Below are 13,509 nucleotides of genomic sequence, written 5' to 3'. Positions count from 1 at the left end.
ACCCCCACCCCTCCCGTAACCGGGCCGCGTCCGCGGCGCCGGTCGATCCCGCGCGTCCCGGCACGGCACGCGCGCCCCCGCAGAACAACGACACGCGAAAGAGAGCGACATGAAGATCACCGTCACGCACATCGGCACCGCGACCGTCCTGCTGGAGATCGGCGGGCTGCGCCTGCTCACCGATCCCGTCTTCGACCCCGCCCCGGCCGAGTTCGACTACGGTCCCGTCGTGCTGCGCAGCACCGCGGGCCCGGCGATCGAGGCCGGCGACCTGCCGCCGGTCGACGCCGTCCTGCTGAGCCATGACGAGCACTACGACAACCTGGACACCATCGGCCGCACGCTGCTCGACGGACGTCCGGTGCTGACCACCGTCAGCGGCGCCGGGCGCCTGGGCCGCGGCGCCGTCGGCCTGGAGCCGTGGACCACCCGCGAGCTGACCGTCGGCGGCACGACCCTGCGGGTCACCGGCACCCCCGGCGTGCACGGCCCCTTCGGGGACGTCACCGGCTTCGTCGTCGAGGAACCCGGCGACGACGAGGCCCTCTACATCTCCGGCGACACCGTCTACTTCGACGAACTCGACGAGATCGGCCGCCGGTTCGCCATCGGCACCGCGCTGCTGCACCTGGGGGCCCCGCGCATCGAGAACTTCGGCGGCGGCGAGCTGATCTGCATGGACGGCGCGCAGGGCGCGGCGCTCACCCGCTCACTGGGGGCCCGCAGGGTCTGCCCGATCCACTACGCCTCCTGGGAGCACTTCACCGAGGACCGCGAGCAGGTCACCGCGTCCTTCGCCGCCGCGGGACTCGCCGAGCGCCTCCACTGGCTCACCCCCGGCGTCCCCGAGATCCTCGACTGAGCCGTCCCGCGGTGAACGCCGCTCTCGCCCGGGATGAGACCCTCTGAGCAGGATTGTCGCCGGGCGTCACTACGCTCTCCGCCCGTGAACGATAGGTATCCGCCCACCGGCGCCGCCGTGTTCGTCGACGGGACCGGACGGCGCAGGCGGCTTCTGAGAGCGGCGGGAGGCGTCGTCGGCACGCTGGGGTTCGCCCTGGCGGTGACCATGGTGGCCGGGTTGTTCGCACCGACTCCGCTCCCGGAGGCCGGCTGGCCCGAGGATTCCCCCACGCGGCCCACCGCCCGCCCCGCTCAGGACGGGCCCACGCGGACGGCGCAGCGCACCCCCGGCCCCGACGCCGCGCAGACGCCCACCGGGGAACGCCCGGCCCGCGCGGCCTCCCGCACCCCGCAGGCCCCGGCCTCCCCCCGGCCCGGGGCGACGGCCTCGCGGGAGCGCTCCGACCGGCCGTCCCCGTCATCCGGGCGGACCTCCCCGGCCGAGCCGGAGTCCTCCTCCCCGGAGCCGGAGGAGCAGCTGACCGGCACGGACGGACCCGGCCGGGAGCTCGCCGGGTCATCGGAGGGGACCATGCCCGGCCAGGACGCCCAGGACATCGGCACGGACGTCGGGACAGGAGAGTGACCCGGCGCGAAAGACCGCGGCCGCGGCCGTTGCCGCCGGGCTCGGACGACCTGAGGAGGCATGTCGCCGTCCCACCGTCCAGGCCGGGCCGTACGGCGGGGCGTGAGGGCGATGGCCTGTCGCCTGGGCGGGGCCGTACGGCGGGGCGCGGGGAAGGGAACGGTCAACCTCCCAGGTCGGGCCGTACGGCGGGGCGCAGGGACGGGAGGCGGTCCACCGGTCGGCGGCGGCGTCGGCGGCAGGCCGATCCGCGGGGGCACTGGTTCCTGGTCGCGGCCGTCATGGTCCTGACGGCGGGGGCGTTGCTGCTCAACGCCTACGTCGCCGACGTGGCCGGCGGGGCGGGCGGGGCGCTCGCCGTCCAGCCGCCGCCGGGCCGGGCCGCCGCCGGACCGCCGTCCGGCGCGGCCGCCGCCGAGCTCGAGCGGGTACGGCGCGGCGGACCCGTGCTCGGCCCGGCCGGCCGCGCGTGGACCGGCGCCCGGCTCCCGGCCCGGACGGTGGCGCTCACCTTCGAGGACGGCCCGGATCCCCGGTGGACGCCGCGGATCCTCGACGCGCTCGCCGAGCACGGCGCCAAGGCGACCTTCTTCGCCGTCGGCGCCAGGATCGCCGAGCATCCCGAGCTGGCCCGGCGGATCGTCGCCGAGGGGCACGAGATCGGCAACCACACCTACGTGCACGCCGACCTCGCCGCCGCGCCCGCCTGGCGGCTCCGGCTGGAGCTGTCGCTGACCCAGAAGGCGCTGGCCGGCGCCGCGGGCGTGCACACCCGCCTGGCGCGCCCGCCGTACTCCTCCGCGCCGCCCGCCCTCACCGGCGCCGAGCTGGAGGCGCTGCGCTCGATGAGCGCGCAGGGCTATCTCCTCGCGCTCGGCGACCTGGACGCCACGGACCCGGCCGAGCTGGGAACCGGGCGGATCGCCCGGCTGGCCGCCTCGCGCAGGAGCGCGGTGGTCATGATGCGCGGTTCCGGAGACGACCCCGGGCAGACGGTCGAGGAGGTGGACCTGCTGCTCACCCGGCTCGCCGGGCGCGGATACCGGGTGACGACGCTCACCTCGGCGCTCGGCGTGCCAGGGGCCCATACTCCGGCCGGGCACACGGACCGCTTCGTCGGCTCAGGGCTGATCCTCCTCCAGCGCGCGGCCGCCGTCTTCACCTCGGCGATGTCGTGGATCATGGCCGTCGCCGCGGCGCTCACCCTGCTGCGGCTGGTGGTCTTCCTCGTCCTGGCCCGGGTGCACACCCGCCGCGTGCGGGGCCGTACGGGAGACGTCCGGCGTGACCCGGCGCACGCCGTACCGCCCGGCGTCACCGTGATCGTCCCCGCCTACAACGAGGAGGCCGGGATCGAGGCCACCGTGCGCTCACTGGTGGCCGCCGACTATCCCGGAGCGCTGGAGGTCATCGTCGTCGACGACGGCTCCGACGACGGCACCGCCGCCGTCGTCTCCGCGCTCGGCCTGCCGGGGGTGCGGATGATCCGGCGGCGCAACGGGGGCAAGGCCGCCGCGCTGAACACCGGTGTCGCGCACGCCTCGTACGAGATCATCGTCATGGTGGACGGTGACACGGTCTTCGAGCCCGCCACCGTCGGCAACCTCGTCCGGCCGATGGCCGACCCGGCCGTGGGCGCGGTCAGCGGCAACACCAAGGTGGGCAACCGGGGCGGCATGATCGGGCGCTGGCAGCACATCGAGTACGTCATCGGCTTCAACCTCGACCGCCGCGCCTTCGACCTGCTGGCGTGCATGCCGACCGTGCCGGGGGCGGTCGGCGCCTTCCGGCGCTCGGCGCTGCGGGCGGCCGGAGGACTGAGCGGTGACACCCTGGCCGAGGACACCGACCTGACCATGGCCCTGTGCCGGGGCGGCTGGCGGGTGGTCTACGCCGAGGACGCGATCGCCTGGACCGAGGCGCCGGCCTCGCTCGGGCAGATGTGGCGTCAGCGCTACCGGTGGTGCTACGGCACGCTGCAGTCCATGTGGAAACACCGCCGCGCGATCGTGGAGCCGGGGCCGTTCGGCCGCCGGTGCCTGGGCTATCTGGCCCTGTTCCACGTGGCGCTGCCGCTGCTCGCGCCGGTCGTGGACGTCATGGCCGTCTACGGCGCGGTGACGGGCGACCCGCTGCCGGCGGTCGCCGTCTGGGCGGGCATCGGGCTGCTCCAGGCGCTCGGCGGCTGGTACGCGCTGCGGCTGGACCGCGAACCGGCCTCGGTGCTGTGGGCGCTGCCCCTGCAGCAGCTGTTCTACCGGCAGCTCATGTATCTGGTGGTCATCCAGTCGGTGGCGACCGCCGTGCTCGGGGCGCGCCTGCCCTGGCAGACGATCCGCCGGGAGGGCGTCTTCGCCGCCTGATCGCGTCGCGGCCGTCCGGGGCTCACGCCGGGTAGGCGTGGGTCTCGGCGGCCTTGACCGACGCCCAGATCTCCTGCCCGGGGCTCAGGTCGAGCTCGGCGACGGCGGCGGGGGTGACGTCGGCGGAGGCGGTGACCGGGCCGTCCAGGTGGACGCGGACGTTGTCGCCGTGCCGCTCGATGCCGTCGATGCGGGCCCGCCACAGGTTGCGCGGGCTGCCGTCCGGGCGGGTGCGGTACAGGGCCACGGCGGCGGGGGCGAAGGCCACGAACGCCGGCCCCTCGACGTGGTCGGACGTGCTGAGCAGCAGCTCGCCGACCTTGACGTGGGCCCCGTCCCCGCGGCCGCGGTGCAGGTTGAGCCCGACCAGGCGGGCCACGTAGTCGGTGCGCGGACGGCGGGCGACCTCGGCGGCGGTGCCCTGCTGGACGACGGAGCCGTGCTCGACGACGATCAGCCGGTCGGCCAGCACCATGGCCTCCAGCGGGTCGTGGGTGACCAGGACCGTGGCGCCGTCGAAGTCGGCCAGGTGGCGGCGGAGCTGCGCGCGGATCTCCAGGCGGGTGTGGGCGTCGAGGGCGGCCAGCGGCTCGTCCAGCAGCAGCAGGCGGGGCCGTACGGCCAGCGCCCGGGCCAGGGCCACGCGCTGGGCCTGGCCGCCCGACAGCCGTCCGGGCTTGACGGCGGCGTACTCCACCAGGCCGACCCGCTCCAGCAGGGCCTCGGCCGTACGGCGGGCCTCGGCCTTGGAGGCGCCGTTGGAGCGCGGGCCGAAGGCGACGTTGTCCAGCGCCGACAGGTGGGGGAAGAGCAGATAGTCCTGGAAGACCATGCCGATCCGGCGCTGCTCGGCGGGCAGGGTGTGCAGGGACCGGCCGTCCAGGGTGATGCTCCCGCCGGTCAGGCCGGTGAGTCCGGCCAGGGCGCGCAGCACGGTGGTCTTGCCCGCCCCGTTGGGCCCGAGCAGCGCGACCACCTCTCCGGCCGCCACCTCCAGTTCGACGTCCAGGCGGAAGGCGGGCCGCTCGACGGCCAGGCGGGCGTGCAGCCCGCCGTGCGGCGGGAGGTCCGGGGCGGGTCCGCTCATATCCGGCTCACCCACCGCTCGCGCAGACCGGCCAGGATGACCACCGAGACGGCCAGCAGCACGAGGCTGAGCACGACGGCCGCCTCCGGTTCGGTCTCCAGCGCCAGATAGACGGCCAGCGGCATGGTCTGGGTGGTGCCGGGGAAGTTGCCGGCGAAGGTGATGGTGGCGCCGAACTCGCCCAGCGCGCGGGCCCAGCACAGCACGGCCCCGGCGGCGACGCCGGGGGCGATCATCGGCAGGGTGACGCGGCGGAAGACGGTCCAGCGGGAGGCGCCCAGCGTGGCGGCGGCCTCCTCGAAGCGCGCGTCGGCGGCGCGCAGCGCGCCTTCGACGCTGATCACCAGGAACGGCATCGCCACGAACGCCTCGGCGACGACGACCCCGGCGGTGGTGAACGGCAGTGAGACGCCGAAGGCGGCCTCCAGCCAGGAGCCGATCAGGCCGCGCCGCCCGAGGACCAGCAGCAGCGCCACGCCGCCGACCACCGGGGGCAGCACCAGCGGGACGGTGACCAGGGCGCGGATCAGACGGCGGCCGGGGAATGCGGTGCGGGCCAGCAGCCAGGCCAGCGGCACCCCCAGCAGCAGGCACACGGCGGTGGCGATGGTGGCGGTGACCAGCGACAGTCGCAGCGCCTGCAGGACCTGCGGCTCGGCCAGCCGCTGCGGCAGCGTGGACCAGGGGGCGCGCACGAGCAGCCCGGCCAGCGGCAGCACCAGGAAGGCCAGCCCGAGCAGGGCCGGTATCACCAGCGGCCAGGGCAGGCGGCCGGGCACGCCGCCCCGCTCCCGGCCGGAGGCGCGGCCGGGAGCGGAGGCGGGCGTGGTGGCGGTCGTCACGTCAGGGAACCTGGAATCCGGCCTCGGCCAGCACGTCCCTGCCCTGCCGGGACAGGACCAGGTCGACGAACTGCCGTGCCAGCGGCCCGGCGGGCGCCTCGGTCAGGGCGGCGATCGGATAGTCGTTGATCGCCTTGTCGGCCTCGGGGAAGTCGATGCCGGTGGCCTTGCCGCCGGAGGCCGGCACGTCGGTGGCGTACACCAGGGCGGCGTCGACCTCGCCGAGTTCGACCTTGGTGAGGGTGGCCTTGACGTCCTGCTCCAGCGTCACCGGGGTGACCTCGAGCCCGGCCGCCTCCAGCGCTTTGACGGCCGCCGCCCCGCAGGGCACCTGCGCGGCGCACAGCGCGACCTTGACCTCCGGGTCGGCCAGGTCCTTGAGCTCGTCGACGCCCGCGGGGTTGCCGGCCGGCACCGCGATCCGCAGCCTGTTGCGCGCGAAGGTGGTCGGGGCGGTGGCCAGGGCGGCGTCGGTGACGGTCTTCATGGTGGCCGGGCTGGCCGCGGCGAACACGTCGGCCGGGGCACCCTGGGTGATCTGCTGGGCCAGCGTGGCGCTGGAGCCGAAGTTGAACATCACCGTGGTGCCGGGGTGGGCGTCCTTGAAGATCCTGCCGAGTTCGGTGAAGGCCCCGGTCAGCGAGGCGGCGGCGAACACCGTCAGCTGTCGTGCGTCCCCGCCGGCCGCCGGGGCCGTCGCGGAGGTGGCGGGCCCGCCGGAACCGCACCCGGACACCGCGGCCAGTGCGAGCGCGAGAGCCGCGGTCCACCGGGAAAGGGGTCTGAACACCAACGGGGCTCCTCGTCAGCTGCCGGTCACGTGTTCACGGTCGGGGATCTCCACGACGACGTTGGTGGACTTGACCACGGCCAGGGCCACCACGCCCGGCTCCAGGCCGAGCTCGTCGGCGGCCTGGCGGCTCATCAGCGAGACCACCCGGAACGGGCCCGCGGCGATCTCCACCTGGGCCATCACCGCGTCCCGGATCACCTCGGTCACGATCCCGCGGAAGCGGTTGCGCGCAGAGGAGCGGCCGCCGCCGTCCTCGGTCCCGATCTGGGCGCGGGCGAAGGCGGCCAGATCGGCGCCGTCGACGCGCCGGTGGCCGTGCTCGTCACGCTGCGCGGCCAGCCGTCCGGCGTCCACCCAGCGGCGCACGGTGTCGGAGCTGACCCCCAGCAGGGCGGCGGCCTCACTGATCCGGAACGTCGTCACAGACCATCACCATACACTTCGCAGATTCCAGGATGAAGCCCGCAACGGTGGCGCAGAAGCGGCATGATGGGCGGTTGTGTGTTCGCATCCGCGAATCGGGAGCGGGTCGTCGATTCGGGAGCGGGCCGCTACGGGGAACTCATGTGTCGAGGAGACGGCCCGCTGTGCAGGGGGTCGGTCATCACATGTGCTGTACGCCGCCGTCGGATGCGCCCTGCCGGCGGGCCTGGAGCTCCAGCACGCGCCGGGTCAGCTGCTCGGCCCGGCGCTGGGCCGCCATCGCGTTCTGGCGGGCCTGTTCGCACCGCCCGATGACGTCCTCGGTCCGTCCCCGGGCGTCGCGCAGGTCCGCCAGGAGCCGGCGGGCCCGGGTGCTCTCGCTGCGGGCGGGTTCGCCGTCCGGCCACGGCGGCCCCTGCCGCCCGCGCTCGACGACGGTCGGCCCGCGCTCGACGACGGTCCGCTCACGGTCGGCCCGTCCGCGGCCGGTCTGCCCGGGATCGGTCCGCTCGCGGCCGGCCTGCGCCGCCCGGTGATCCGTCCGCCCCGGGATGACGGCGGCCCCGTCGAGGCGCCTGCGCAACGCCGTGGCCATCCGCCGGGCGTCGGCGCCGAGCGGGTCGTCCCCCAGCCGGTCGGCCAGCGTCTCCAGCAATGTCGTGACCGCCCGCGCCTCGTGCTCGTCCAGCATCTGTGGACCTCCCGCCGGGAGAAACATCGCCGCTGCCGTTATGCCCTACTTGTGACTGATGAAGCCGTCCATCCACCGAGCCGCGCGTCCGATCGGCACAGCCCGTCGTCCCTCCCGGAAGCCCGGCCTTCCTCGGAAAACCGGCCCTCCTGGAAGCCCGGCGCGGAAACCGCGGTGACGGTCGCCGTGGTTTCCGCACCGGGCGGGGACACCCCGGAGCGGCCGCTCCGGCCCCGGAGACGGGGCCGTGCGCGACCGTGATCGGCTACATCGTGGCGAGCAGGTCGCGGCAGGCCTGTTCGCATGCCCGGCAGGCCTCGGCGCAGATGCGGCAGTGCTCGTGCATGTCGGCGTGGGAGCCGCACTCGTCGCCGCAGGCCTTGCAGGCCATGGCGCAGGCCTCCAGCAGGGTGCGGCTGATGTTGGCGTCGTAGCCGGTGTGCCGTGACAGCACCCGGGCGGTGGTGGCGCAGATGTCGGCGCAGTCCATGTTGGTACGGATGCACTTGGTCAGCTCGGCGACCATGCCCTCGCTCAGGCAGGCGTCGGCGCACGCCGTACAGGCCTCGCTGCAGGCGATCAGCGCGTCGATGGTGGCGGCGAGCTTGGTGCGGTCGAGGTTGATCTCGGCCGGGTACGTCTCCAGCATCGGCATCGTCGTGGTGGTCATCTTGCCTCCTTCGATGGATGTCCGCTGTGGCCGTACCCTCTGTGATATCGCCAATCCTGATTCAGCGCGAGACTCAGGGCGGGACTCGGGTCTCAGCGTGAGACTCAGGTCAGGGTGAGAACGACCTTGATGTCGTCGGGCCGGGCGGTCAGCGCCTCGGCGAAGCGCTCCAGCGGCACCCGGCGGGTGATCAGCCGTTCCAGCCAGTCGAGGTCGGCCCCGGCCAGGGCGTCGGCCGCGAGGGCGTAGTGGCGCAGGTTGGCGTTGACCGAGCCGACCACGACGTCGTTCTCCAGCACGATCTCGCGGTTGGCCGCGCCGATGTCCACCGAGATCCTGCGCCCCGCCGACGACACCCCGGTCAGGCAGACGATCCCGTAGGAGGCGGTCTCGGCCGTCGCCTCGAACACCACGCCGGAGACGCCGGTGGCCTCGATGACGACGTCGGGCTGGACGCGGCCGGCGACCTCGGCCACCCCGGCCGTGTGGTACTCGGCCCCCAGCGCCTTGACCACCTCGGGCTTCGGCCCGCCGGTGACCCGGTCCAGGACGTGGACCTCCAGCCCCCGCTGCACGCCGAGCAGCGCGGCCAGCAGCCCGATGGGTCCCGCCCCGGTCACCAGCACCCGCTCGGGCGCGAACCAGGCGCGGGCACCGATCCTCTCGATCTGCTCCCACGCCTTGGCCACGATCGTGGCCGGTTCCATGAGCACGCCCACGTGCTCCAGCCGGGGATCGAGCCGTACGGCGTAGCCGGGCTCGACCGTCCACAGCTGGCTGCCGTACCCGTCGAGCTGCTTGATGCCGCGTTCGGTGTAGCGGCCGTTGCGGCACATGTCGAACTCGCCGCGGGCGCACGCCCCGCACGGCTCGGGGTCCGGCCGGCGCACCACGCCGACCACCAGGTCACCCACGGCGAAGCCGCCGCCCTCCGGCGCCGAGCGCACCCGGCCCAGCGACTCATGGCCGAGCACCAGGTGGTCGCGGCCGGGCGGGGCCCAGCCGTAGACGCCGGAGACGATCTCCCTGTCGGTGCCGCACACGCCGACGGCCAGGCCCTCGACCAGCAGTTCCCCCTCGGCGGGCCGGGGGTCGGGCAGCTCCCGCACCTCGGCCGTGCCCGCCCGCGACGGTGTGACGGTCAGCGCGCGCATCGGTTACTCCCTTCGGCGGCAGGGACCGGCCCCTACCCGGCCCCGGCGGGGCCTACCCCTCGGAAGCGCCGGACGAGCGGGATGACGACGCGGCGCCGGGGCCCAGCGGCACCGCCCGGTGGCGTACCAGGTCCGGGGAGTCCACGACGAGGATGTCGCGGTGGTCGGCCGGCGACTCGATCGCCGGCCAGCTGCCGCGCAGCAGGAGGGTGTCGTCCTCGGCGAGCTCGGTCGGGCGGTTGCCGCGGTCCCTGCCGCGCCGCCGTACCGCCAGGATGCCGAGGTCCGAGGCGCGCAGCATGCCGGGGAACACGGTCTCGCCGACCAGCGGCGAGCGCGGCGGGACGACCACCTCGACCACGCCCGCCGCCGGTTCACCCGTACGGCGGCGCCCGACGTTGATTCACCCGCGGCGGATGAGGCCGGTCACGCCGGTGACCGGAGAGGCTCGACGATGGCCGCCCGCCCTGTTCACCGGGGCCCGGTCCCGGAAGCGAGGCCGTGCTGAACATGACGTCCCCGGAGCAAGCGACCAGGATGACCGGACCCGAGCACGCGCCGGGCGGCCGGTCGCAGCGGGTCCGGCGGTTCCTCGGCCGCCGGCGTTACACCTTGTCCGGGCTGGTGGGGGCGACGCTGTTCTTCTGCGCGTCGGTCACTCCGTCGCTGCTGCCGCGGGGCTGGGTGTTCCAGGGGGTGATCAGCGGGCTGCTGGCCGCCACCGGCTACGGCCTGGGCGTGCTCATCACCTGGCTGGCCCGATGGGTCTCCGGCCGCCCGGCCCTGCCCGCACCGGGCGGAACCGCACGGCGGGTCCTCTCCGCGGCCGCCGTGGTGCTGATCGTGGTCTTCTGCTGGCTGGGCTCGGGCTGGCAGCACGACATCCACCGGCTGATGGGGCTGGCCCCTCCGCCGCGCGGCGGTTACGTTCTGGTCGTACTGCTGGCCGCGCTGTTGTTCGCGGCGCTGGTGGGCACGGCCCGGCTGCTGCGCCGCGCCACGCGGGCGCTGTCCCGCCTGCTCGGCCGGGGGATGGCGGCCCCTGCGGCGCGGGCGCTGGGCGTCATCGTGGTGGTCGCCCTGATCGTCGGGGTGGGCAACGGGGTGGTGCTGCAGGGGCTGTTCGGCGCCGCCGACCGCACGTTCGCCGCGGTCAACGGGGAGACCTCGCCCGGCGTGGCGGCGCCGGGCAGCCCGGACCGCTCCGGCGGCCCGGGATCGGCGGTGTCGTGGGCGTCGCTGGGCAACCAGGGGCGCAGCTTCATCGGCGGCGGCCCGAGCGTGGCCGAGCTGGAAGGCTTCTCCGGGACGCCGGCCATGTCGCCGATCCGGGTCTACGCCGGCCTGGACTCGGCGCCGGGCACGCGCGAGCGCGCGGAACTGGTGGTGCGGGAGCTGGAGCGCACCGGCGGGTTCTCCCGCCGGGTGCTGTGCGTGATCGTCACGACGGGCAGCGGGTGGGTGAACGCGCAGGGGGTCGACCCGCTGGAGTACCTGTACAACGGCGATACGGCGCTGGCGTCGATGCAGTACTCCTACCTGCCGAGCTGGATATCGTTCCTCGTCGACGCGGAGCGGGCGCGTGAGGCGGGCCGGGAGCTCTTCGACGCGGTGTACCGGGTGTGGTCCCGGCTGCCGGTCGACCGGCGTCCGCTGCTGCTGGTGTTCGGTGAGAGCCTGGGCTCGTTCGGCGCGGAGACCGCGTTCAGCGGCAGCGGTGACATGCGCAACCGGGTCGACGGGATGCTGCTGGTCGGCCCGCCGTCCAGCAACACGCTGTGGCGCGAGTTCACCGCGGACCGGGATCCGGGCACCCGGCAGGTGCTGCCCGGCTACGAAGGGGGCGAGACGATCCGGTTCGCGGCGGACCCGGCCGCCGACCTCGTGAACCCGCCGACCGCCTGGGGCCGGCCCCGGGTGGTGTATCTGCAGCATGCCTCCGACCCGATCACCTGGTGGTCGCCGCGGCTCGCGTTGCGCCGGCCGGACTGGCTCGACGAGCCGCGGGGCGGCGACGTGTTGCCGGCGATGCGGTGGTACCCGTTCGTCACCTTCTGGCAGGTCACCGCGGACATGGCGGTTGCGGGGGGCGCGCCGGCCGGGCACGGGCACAACTACGGCGCCGCGCCGGTCGCGGCGTGGGCGCAGATCGCCCCGCCGGACGGGTGGAGCGCCGAACGCACGGCCGCCCTCACCGGCCTGATGGCCCGGTAGGGGGGACTGCCGGGAAAGGCCTGACGGACGGGGACCTGCCGGACGGGACCTGCCGGAAGGGGGACGCTGAGAGATAGGGACGCTGAGATGGACGCGTTGCTCAACTCACTGACCGAGGCGGAACTCCTGCTCGTACGGGAGACCGCGCCCGAGCGCCTGGCCGAGCTGGACGAGGACGCCCTGCTCGACCTGCACATCCGGGTCCGGCGGGCCCGTACCAAGCACGTGAAGGTCTACCGCCGCCAGGCCGCCGCGCGGGTCGAGGAGACCGGCGGCCGTGGCAAGGCGTACGCGCGCAACAGCCGCACGCGGGCCAAGGCGGAGGTGTTCGAGGACGCCCTGGCCCGGGTGAGCGAGCAGCTGGCCACGGCGGCGCGGGCCAGCGCCGCGGCGCTGCAGGACGAGCGGCTGGCCGCCGCGCGGCGGACGGGCAACCCGGTCCCGCCGGGGCCGCTCACCCGTCCGGGGTCCGAGCGGCTGGAGTCGCAGCGGCTGGACCGGCAGCCCGACCACGCCGGCATCCCCAAACGCCACGCCTCGACCCGGGCGACCGGTGCCCGGCGGCAGGCCCGGCGCGACAACCGCTGACCTCCCGGAGCGGCCGCGCCGGCGCCTCCCGGCGCGGTCAGGCCTTGATGGGCGAGTTGGGTCCGAGCGGGTACCACGCCACGAAGAACAGCAGCCAGGTCACCGCCACCACCAGCGTGTACGGAATCATCAGCGACACGACCGTGCCCATCCCGGCGTCCCGCCGGTAGCGCTGGGCCAGCAGAACGATGAACGGCAGATACACCATCAGCGGAGTGACCACGTTGACCGGCGAGTCGCCGAGCCGGTAGATCGAGACGGGACGCGGAGCGGGACGGGCCCGGTCAGCCGCACGGGCACGGTCGACCGCACGGGCACGGTCAGCCGCACGGGCACGGGCCTGCGGGCCGTACCACCTCGCGCACGTCGCCCCGCGCGTCGACGGCGATCCGGCAGCAGGCCAGCAGCAGCGCGCGCAGCCGGGTGCGGGCCCGCTGGACGCGGGACTTCATCCCCGGCACCGAGAGCCCGAGCCGGCGGGCGGCCTCGGTCTGCGTCAGGCCCTCGTAGTCGACCATCGTGATGGCCTGGCGGTCGCGCTCCGGCAGCCGCGCCAGCATCGGCGCCAGGCAGTCCGCCAGGGCGCTCAGCGCGCCGGGGTCGGCCGCCTCGGCGGTCAGGCTGCGGTCGAAGACCGCCCGGGCCCGCGCCCGCCCGGCGCGGACTGCCGCCCTGTGGTGGTCGATGATCGCGTTGCGGGTGATCTGGTAGACCCACGCCTCCAGCCGTCCGGCGTCGCGTGGGCCCGAGGCGCCGCGGCTGATGCGGGCCAGCACCTCCTGGACGATGTCCTCGGCCTCGTCGGGCCGGTCGATGCGGGCGGCGACGAAGGCGACCAGGCGGGCGCGCATCTGCGTGATCGCCGTGATGTCGGCGGCCTGGTGGGTGTGTGTCGTCACGGTCATGCTTCTTCCGGAGAGTGCCCGGGGCCGGTCGGCCCGGCCCCGGGCGGATGCTGGGGTTACCGGCAGCCGCACGTCGCGGGGGCCGCCGGGGCGTCCTGGCCGGCGGTCTCGGCCGGGGTGCCGCAGCAGGCGCTCTTGTCCTCGGGTGCGCAGCAGGTCTGCAGCGTGGTCGTCGAGCAGCAGGCCGCGGCGCCGGTGGTGTCGGTCGTGGTCATGACGGATCCTCCATCTTCAGGAAAACACTTCACCGGGATAGACGGCGGATCCGGCGAACGGATGCACCCTGGGAC

The 13,509-nt window shown here is 74.8% G+C and carries 16 protein-coding genes; 5 read left to right on the top strand and 11 right to left on the bottom strand.

Going from position 1 to position 13,509, the window contains the following annotated elements; genetic code table 11:
* The first annotated feature begins 109 nt into the window (after positions 1-109).
* The 3 genes from Psi01_RS31465 (at position 110) to Psi01_RS31455 (ending at position 3,852) form a co-directional block, all read left to right on the top strand.
* Positions 110-862, top strand: a complete 753-nt coding sequence (locus Psi01_RS31465; protein WP_204067761.1) for an MBL fold metallo-hydrolase — start codon at positions 110-112, stop codon at positions 860-862.
* 84 nt (positions 863-946) lie between these two features.
* Positions 947-1,489, top strand: coding sequence for a hypothetical protein (locus tag Psi01_RS31460; protein WP_204067760.1), 543 nt, complete (start codon positions 947-949; stop codon positions 1,487-1,489).
* A gap of 281 nt (positions 1,490-1,770) precedes the next feature.
* Entirely contained in the window at positions 1,771-3,852 is a 2,082-nt protein-coding gene (locus Psi01_RS31455; protein WP_204067759.1) for a bifunctional polysaccharide deacetylase/glycosyltransferase family 2 protein, read from the top strand.
* Positions 3,853-3,874: 22 nt separating this feature from the next.
* On the opposite strand, the gene Psi01_RS31450 is transcribed toward Psi01_RS31455, so the two are convergent.
* From Psi01_RS31450 to Psi01_RS31415, 8 genes are all read right to left on the bottom strand, one after another.
* Positions 3,875-4,939, bottom strand: coding sequence for an ABC transporter ATP-binding protein (locus Psi01_RS31450; RefSeq protein ID WP_204067758.1), 1,065 nt, complete (start codon positions 4,937-4,939; stop codon positions 3,875-3,877).
* Positions 4,936-5,781: an ABC transporter permease gene (locus tag Psi01_RS31445; RefSeq protein WP_204067757.1), complete on the bottom strand. Its 846-nt coding sequence runs from the start codon at positions 5,779-5,781 to the stop codon at positions 4,936-4,938. Before Psi01_RS31445 ends, Psi01_RS31450 begins: the two co-directional genes overlap by 4 nt.
* Before the next feature lies 1 nt (position 5,782).
* Positions 5,783-6,571: a molybdate ABC transporter substrate-binding protein gene (modA, locus tag Psi01_RS31440; protein WP_373872519.1), complete on the bottom strand. Its 789-nt coding sequence runs from the start codon at positions 6,569-6,571 to the stop codon at positions 5,783-5,785.
* 15 nt (positions 6,572-6,586) lie between these two features.
* Positions 6,587-6,997 carry a TOBE domain-containing protein gene (locus Psi01_RS31435; RefSeq protein ID WP_204067755.1) on the bottom strand — a complete coding sequence of 137 codons (411 nt, stop codon included), beginning with the start codon at positions 6,995-6,997 and terminating at the stop codon, positions 6,587-6,589.
* A gap of 181 nt (positions 6,998-7,178) precedes the next feature.
* Entirely contained in the window at positions 7,179-7,688 is a 510-nt protein-coding gene (locus tag Psi01_RS31430; RefSeq protein ID WP_204067754.1) for a hypothetical protein, read from the bottom strand.
* A gap of 265 nt (positions 7,689-7,953) precedes the next feature.
* Positions 7,954-8,358 (bottom strand): four-helix bundle copper-binding protein, encoded by a 405-nt coding sequence (locus Psi01_RS31425; protein WP_239128162.1) that lies wholly within the window; start codon positions 8,356-8,358, stop codon positions 7,954-7,956.
* A 104-nt stretch (positions 8,359-8,462) separates the two neighbouring features.
* Entirely contained in the window at positions 8,463-9,512 is a 1,050-nt protein-coding gene (locus Psi01_RS31420) for a glucose 1-dehydrogenase (RefSeq protein WP_204067753.1), read from the bottom strand.
* Positions 9,513-9,564: 52 nt separating this feature from the next.
* Positions 9,565-9,873, bottom strand: a complete 309-nt coding sequence (locus tag Psi01_RS31415) for a hypothetical protein (protein WP_204067752.1) — start codon at positions 9,871-9,873, stop codon at positions 9,565-9,567.
* Positions 9,874-10,049: 176 nt separating this feature from the next.
* Here Psi01_RS31415 and Psi01_RS31410 point away from each other — a divergent pair, with 176 nt between their 5' ends.
* Positions 10,050-11,726 (top strand): alpha/beta hydrolase, encoded by a 1,677-nt coding sequence (locus Psi01_RS31410; RefSeq protein ID WP_204067751.1) that lies wholly within the window; start codon positions 10,050-10,052, stop codon positions 11,724-11,726.
* Between the two features lie 87 nt (positions 11,727-11,813).
* Positions 11,814-12,314, top strand: a complete 501-nt coding sequence (locus tag Psi01_RS31405; protein WP_204067750.1) for a hypothetical protein — start codon at positions 11,814-11,816, stop codon at positions 12,312-12,314.
* Positions 12,315-12,351: 37 nt separating this feature from the next.
* On the opposite strand, the gene Psi01_RS31400 is transcribed toward Psi01_RS31405, so the two are convergent.
* The 3 genes from Psi01_RS31400 to Psi01_RS31390 form a co-directional block, all read right to left on the bottom strand.
* Positions 12,352-12,567 (bottom strand): AbgT family transporter, encoded by a 216-nt coding sequence (locus tag Psi01_RS31400; RefSeq protein WP_275424621.1) that lies wholly within the window; start codon positions 12,565-12,567, stop codon positions 12,352-12,354.
* A 67-nt stretch (positions 12,568-12,634) separates the two neighbouring features.
* Entirely contained in the window at positions 12,635-13,219 is a 585-nt protein-coding gene (locus tag Psi01_RS31395; protein WP_204067748.1) for a sigma-70 family RNA polymerase sigma factor, read from the bottom strand.
* A 56-nt stretch (positions 13,220-13,275) separates the two neighbouring features.
* A complete protein-coding gene (locus tag Psi01_RS31390) occupies positions 13,276-13,434 on the bottom strand; it encodes a hypothetical protein (protein ID WP_204067747.1) in 159 nt (52 codons plus the stop codon).
* Between the last annotated feature and the right edge of the window lie 75 nt (positions 13,435-13,509).

The sequence above is a fragment of the Paraplanobispora siamensis genome (genome assembly GCF_016863175.1).
In the GTDB taxonomy this organism is placed as follows: Bacteria; Actinomycetota; Actinomycetes; order Streptosporangiales; family Streptosporangiaceae; genus Planobispora; species Planobispora siamensis.
The sequence above is the reverse complement of the archived record's forward strand: the minus strand, read 5'-3'. Positions and strand labels throughout refer to the sequence as shown.

Excerpts from the sequence above, each read along its gene's own strand:
- Psi01_RS31465 (WP_204067761.1), top strand. The coding sequence starts at position 110 with ATGAAGATCACCGTCACGCACATCGGCACCGCGACCGTCCTGCTGGAG.
- Psi01_RS31455 (WP_204067759.1), top strand. The coding sequence starts at position 1,771 with ATGGTCCTGACGGCGGGGGCGTTGCTGCTCAACGCCTACGTCGCCGAC.
- Psi01_RS31450 (WP_204067758.1), bottom strand. The coding sequence starts at position 4,939 with ATGAGCGGACCCGCCCCGGACCTCCCGCCGCACGGCGGGCTGCACGCC.
- Psi01_RS31430 (WP_204067754.1), bottom strand. The coding sequence starts at position 7,688 with ATGCTGGACGAGCACGAGGCGCGGGCGGTCACGACATTGCTGGAGACG.
- Psi01_RS31425 (WP_239128162.1), bottom strand. The coding sequence starts at position 8,358 with ATGACCACCACGACGATGCCGATGCTGGAGACGTACCCGGCCGAGATC.
- Psi01_RS31420 (WP_204067753.1), bottom strand. The coding sequence starts at position 9,512 with ATGCGCGCGCTGACCGTCACACCGTCGCGGGCGGGCACGGCCGAGGTG.
- Psi01_RS31410 (WP_204067751.1), top strand. The coding sequence starts at position 10,050 with ATGACCGGACCCGAGCACGCGCCGGGCGGCCGGTCGCAGCGGGTCCGG.
- Psi01_RS31405 (WP_204067750.1), top strand. The coding sequence starts at position 11,814 with ATGGACGCGTTGCTCAACTCACTGACCGAGGCGGAACTCCTGCTCGTA.
- Psi01_RS31395 (WP_204067748.1), bottom strand. The coding sequence starts at position 13,219 with ATGACCGTGACGACACACACCCACCAGGCCGCCGACATCACGGCGATC.
- Psi01_RS31390 (WP_204067747.1), bottom strand. The coding sequence starts at position 13,434 with ATGACCACGACCGACACCACCGGCGCCGCGGCCTGCTGCTCGACGACC.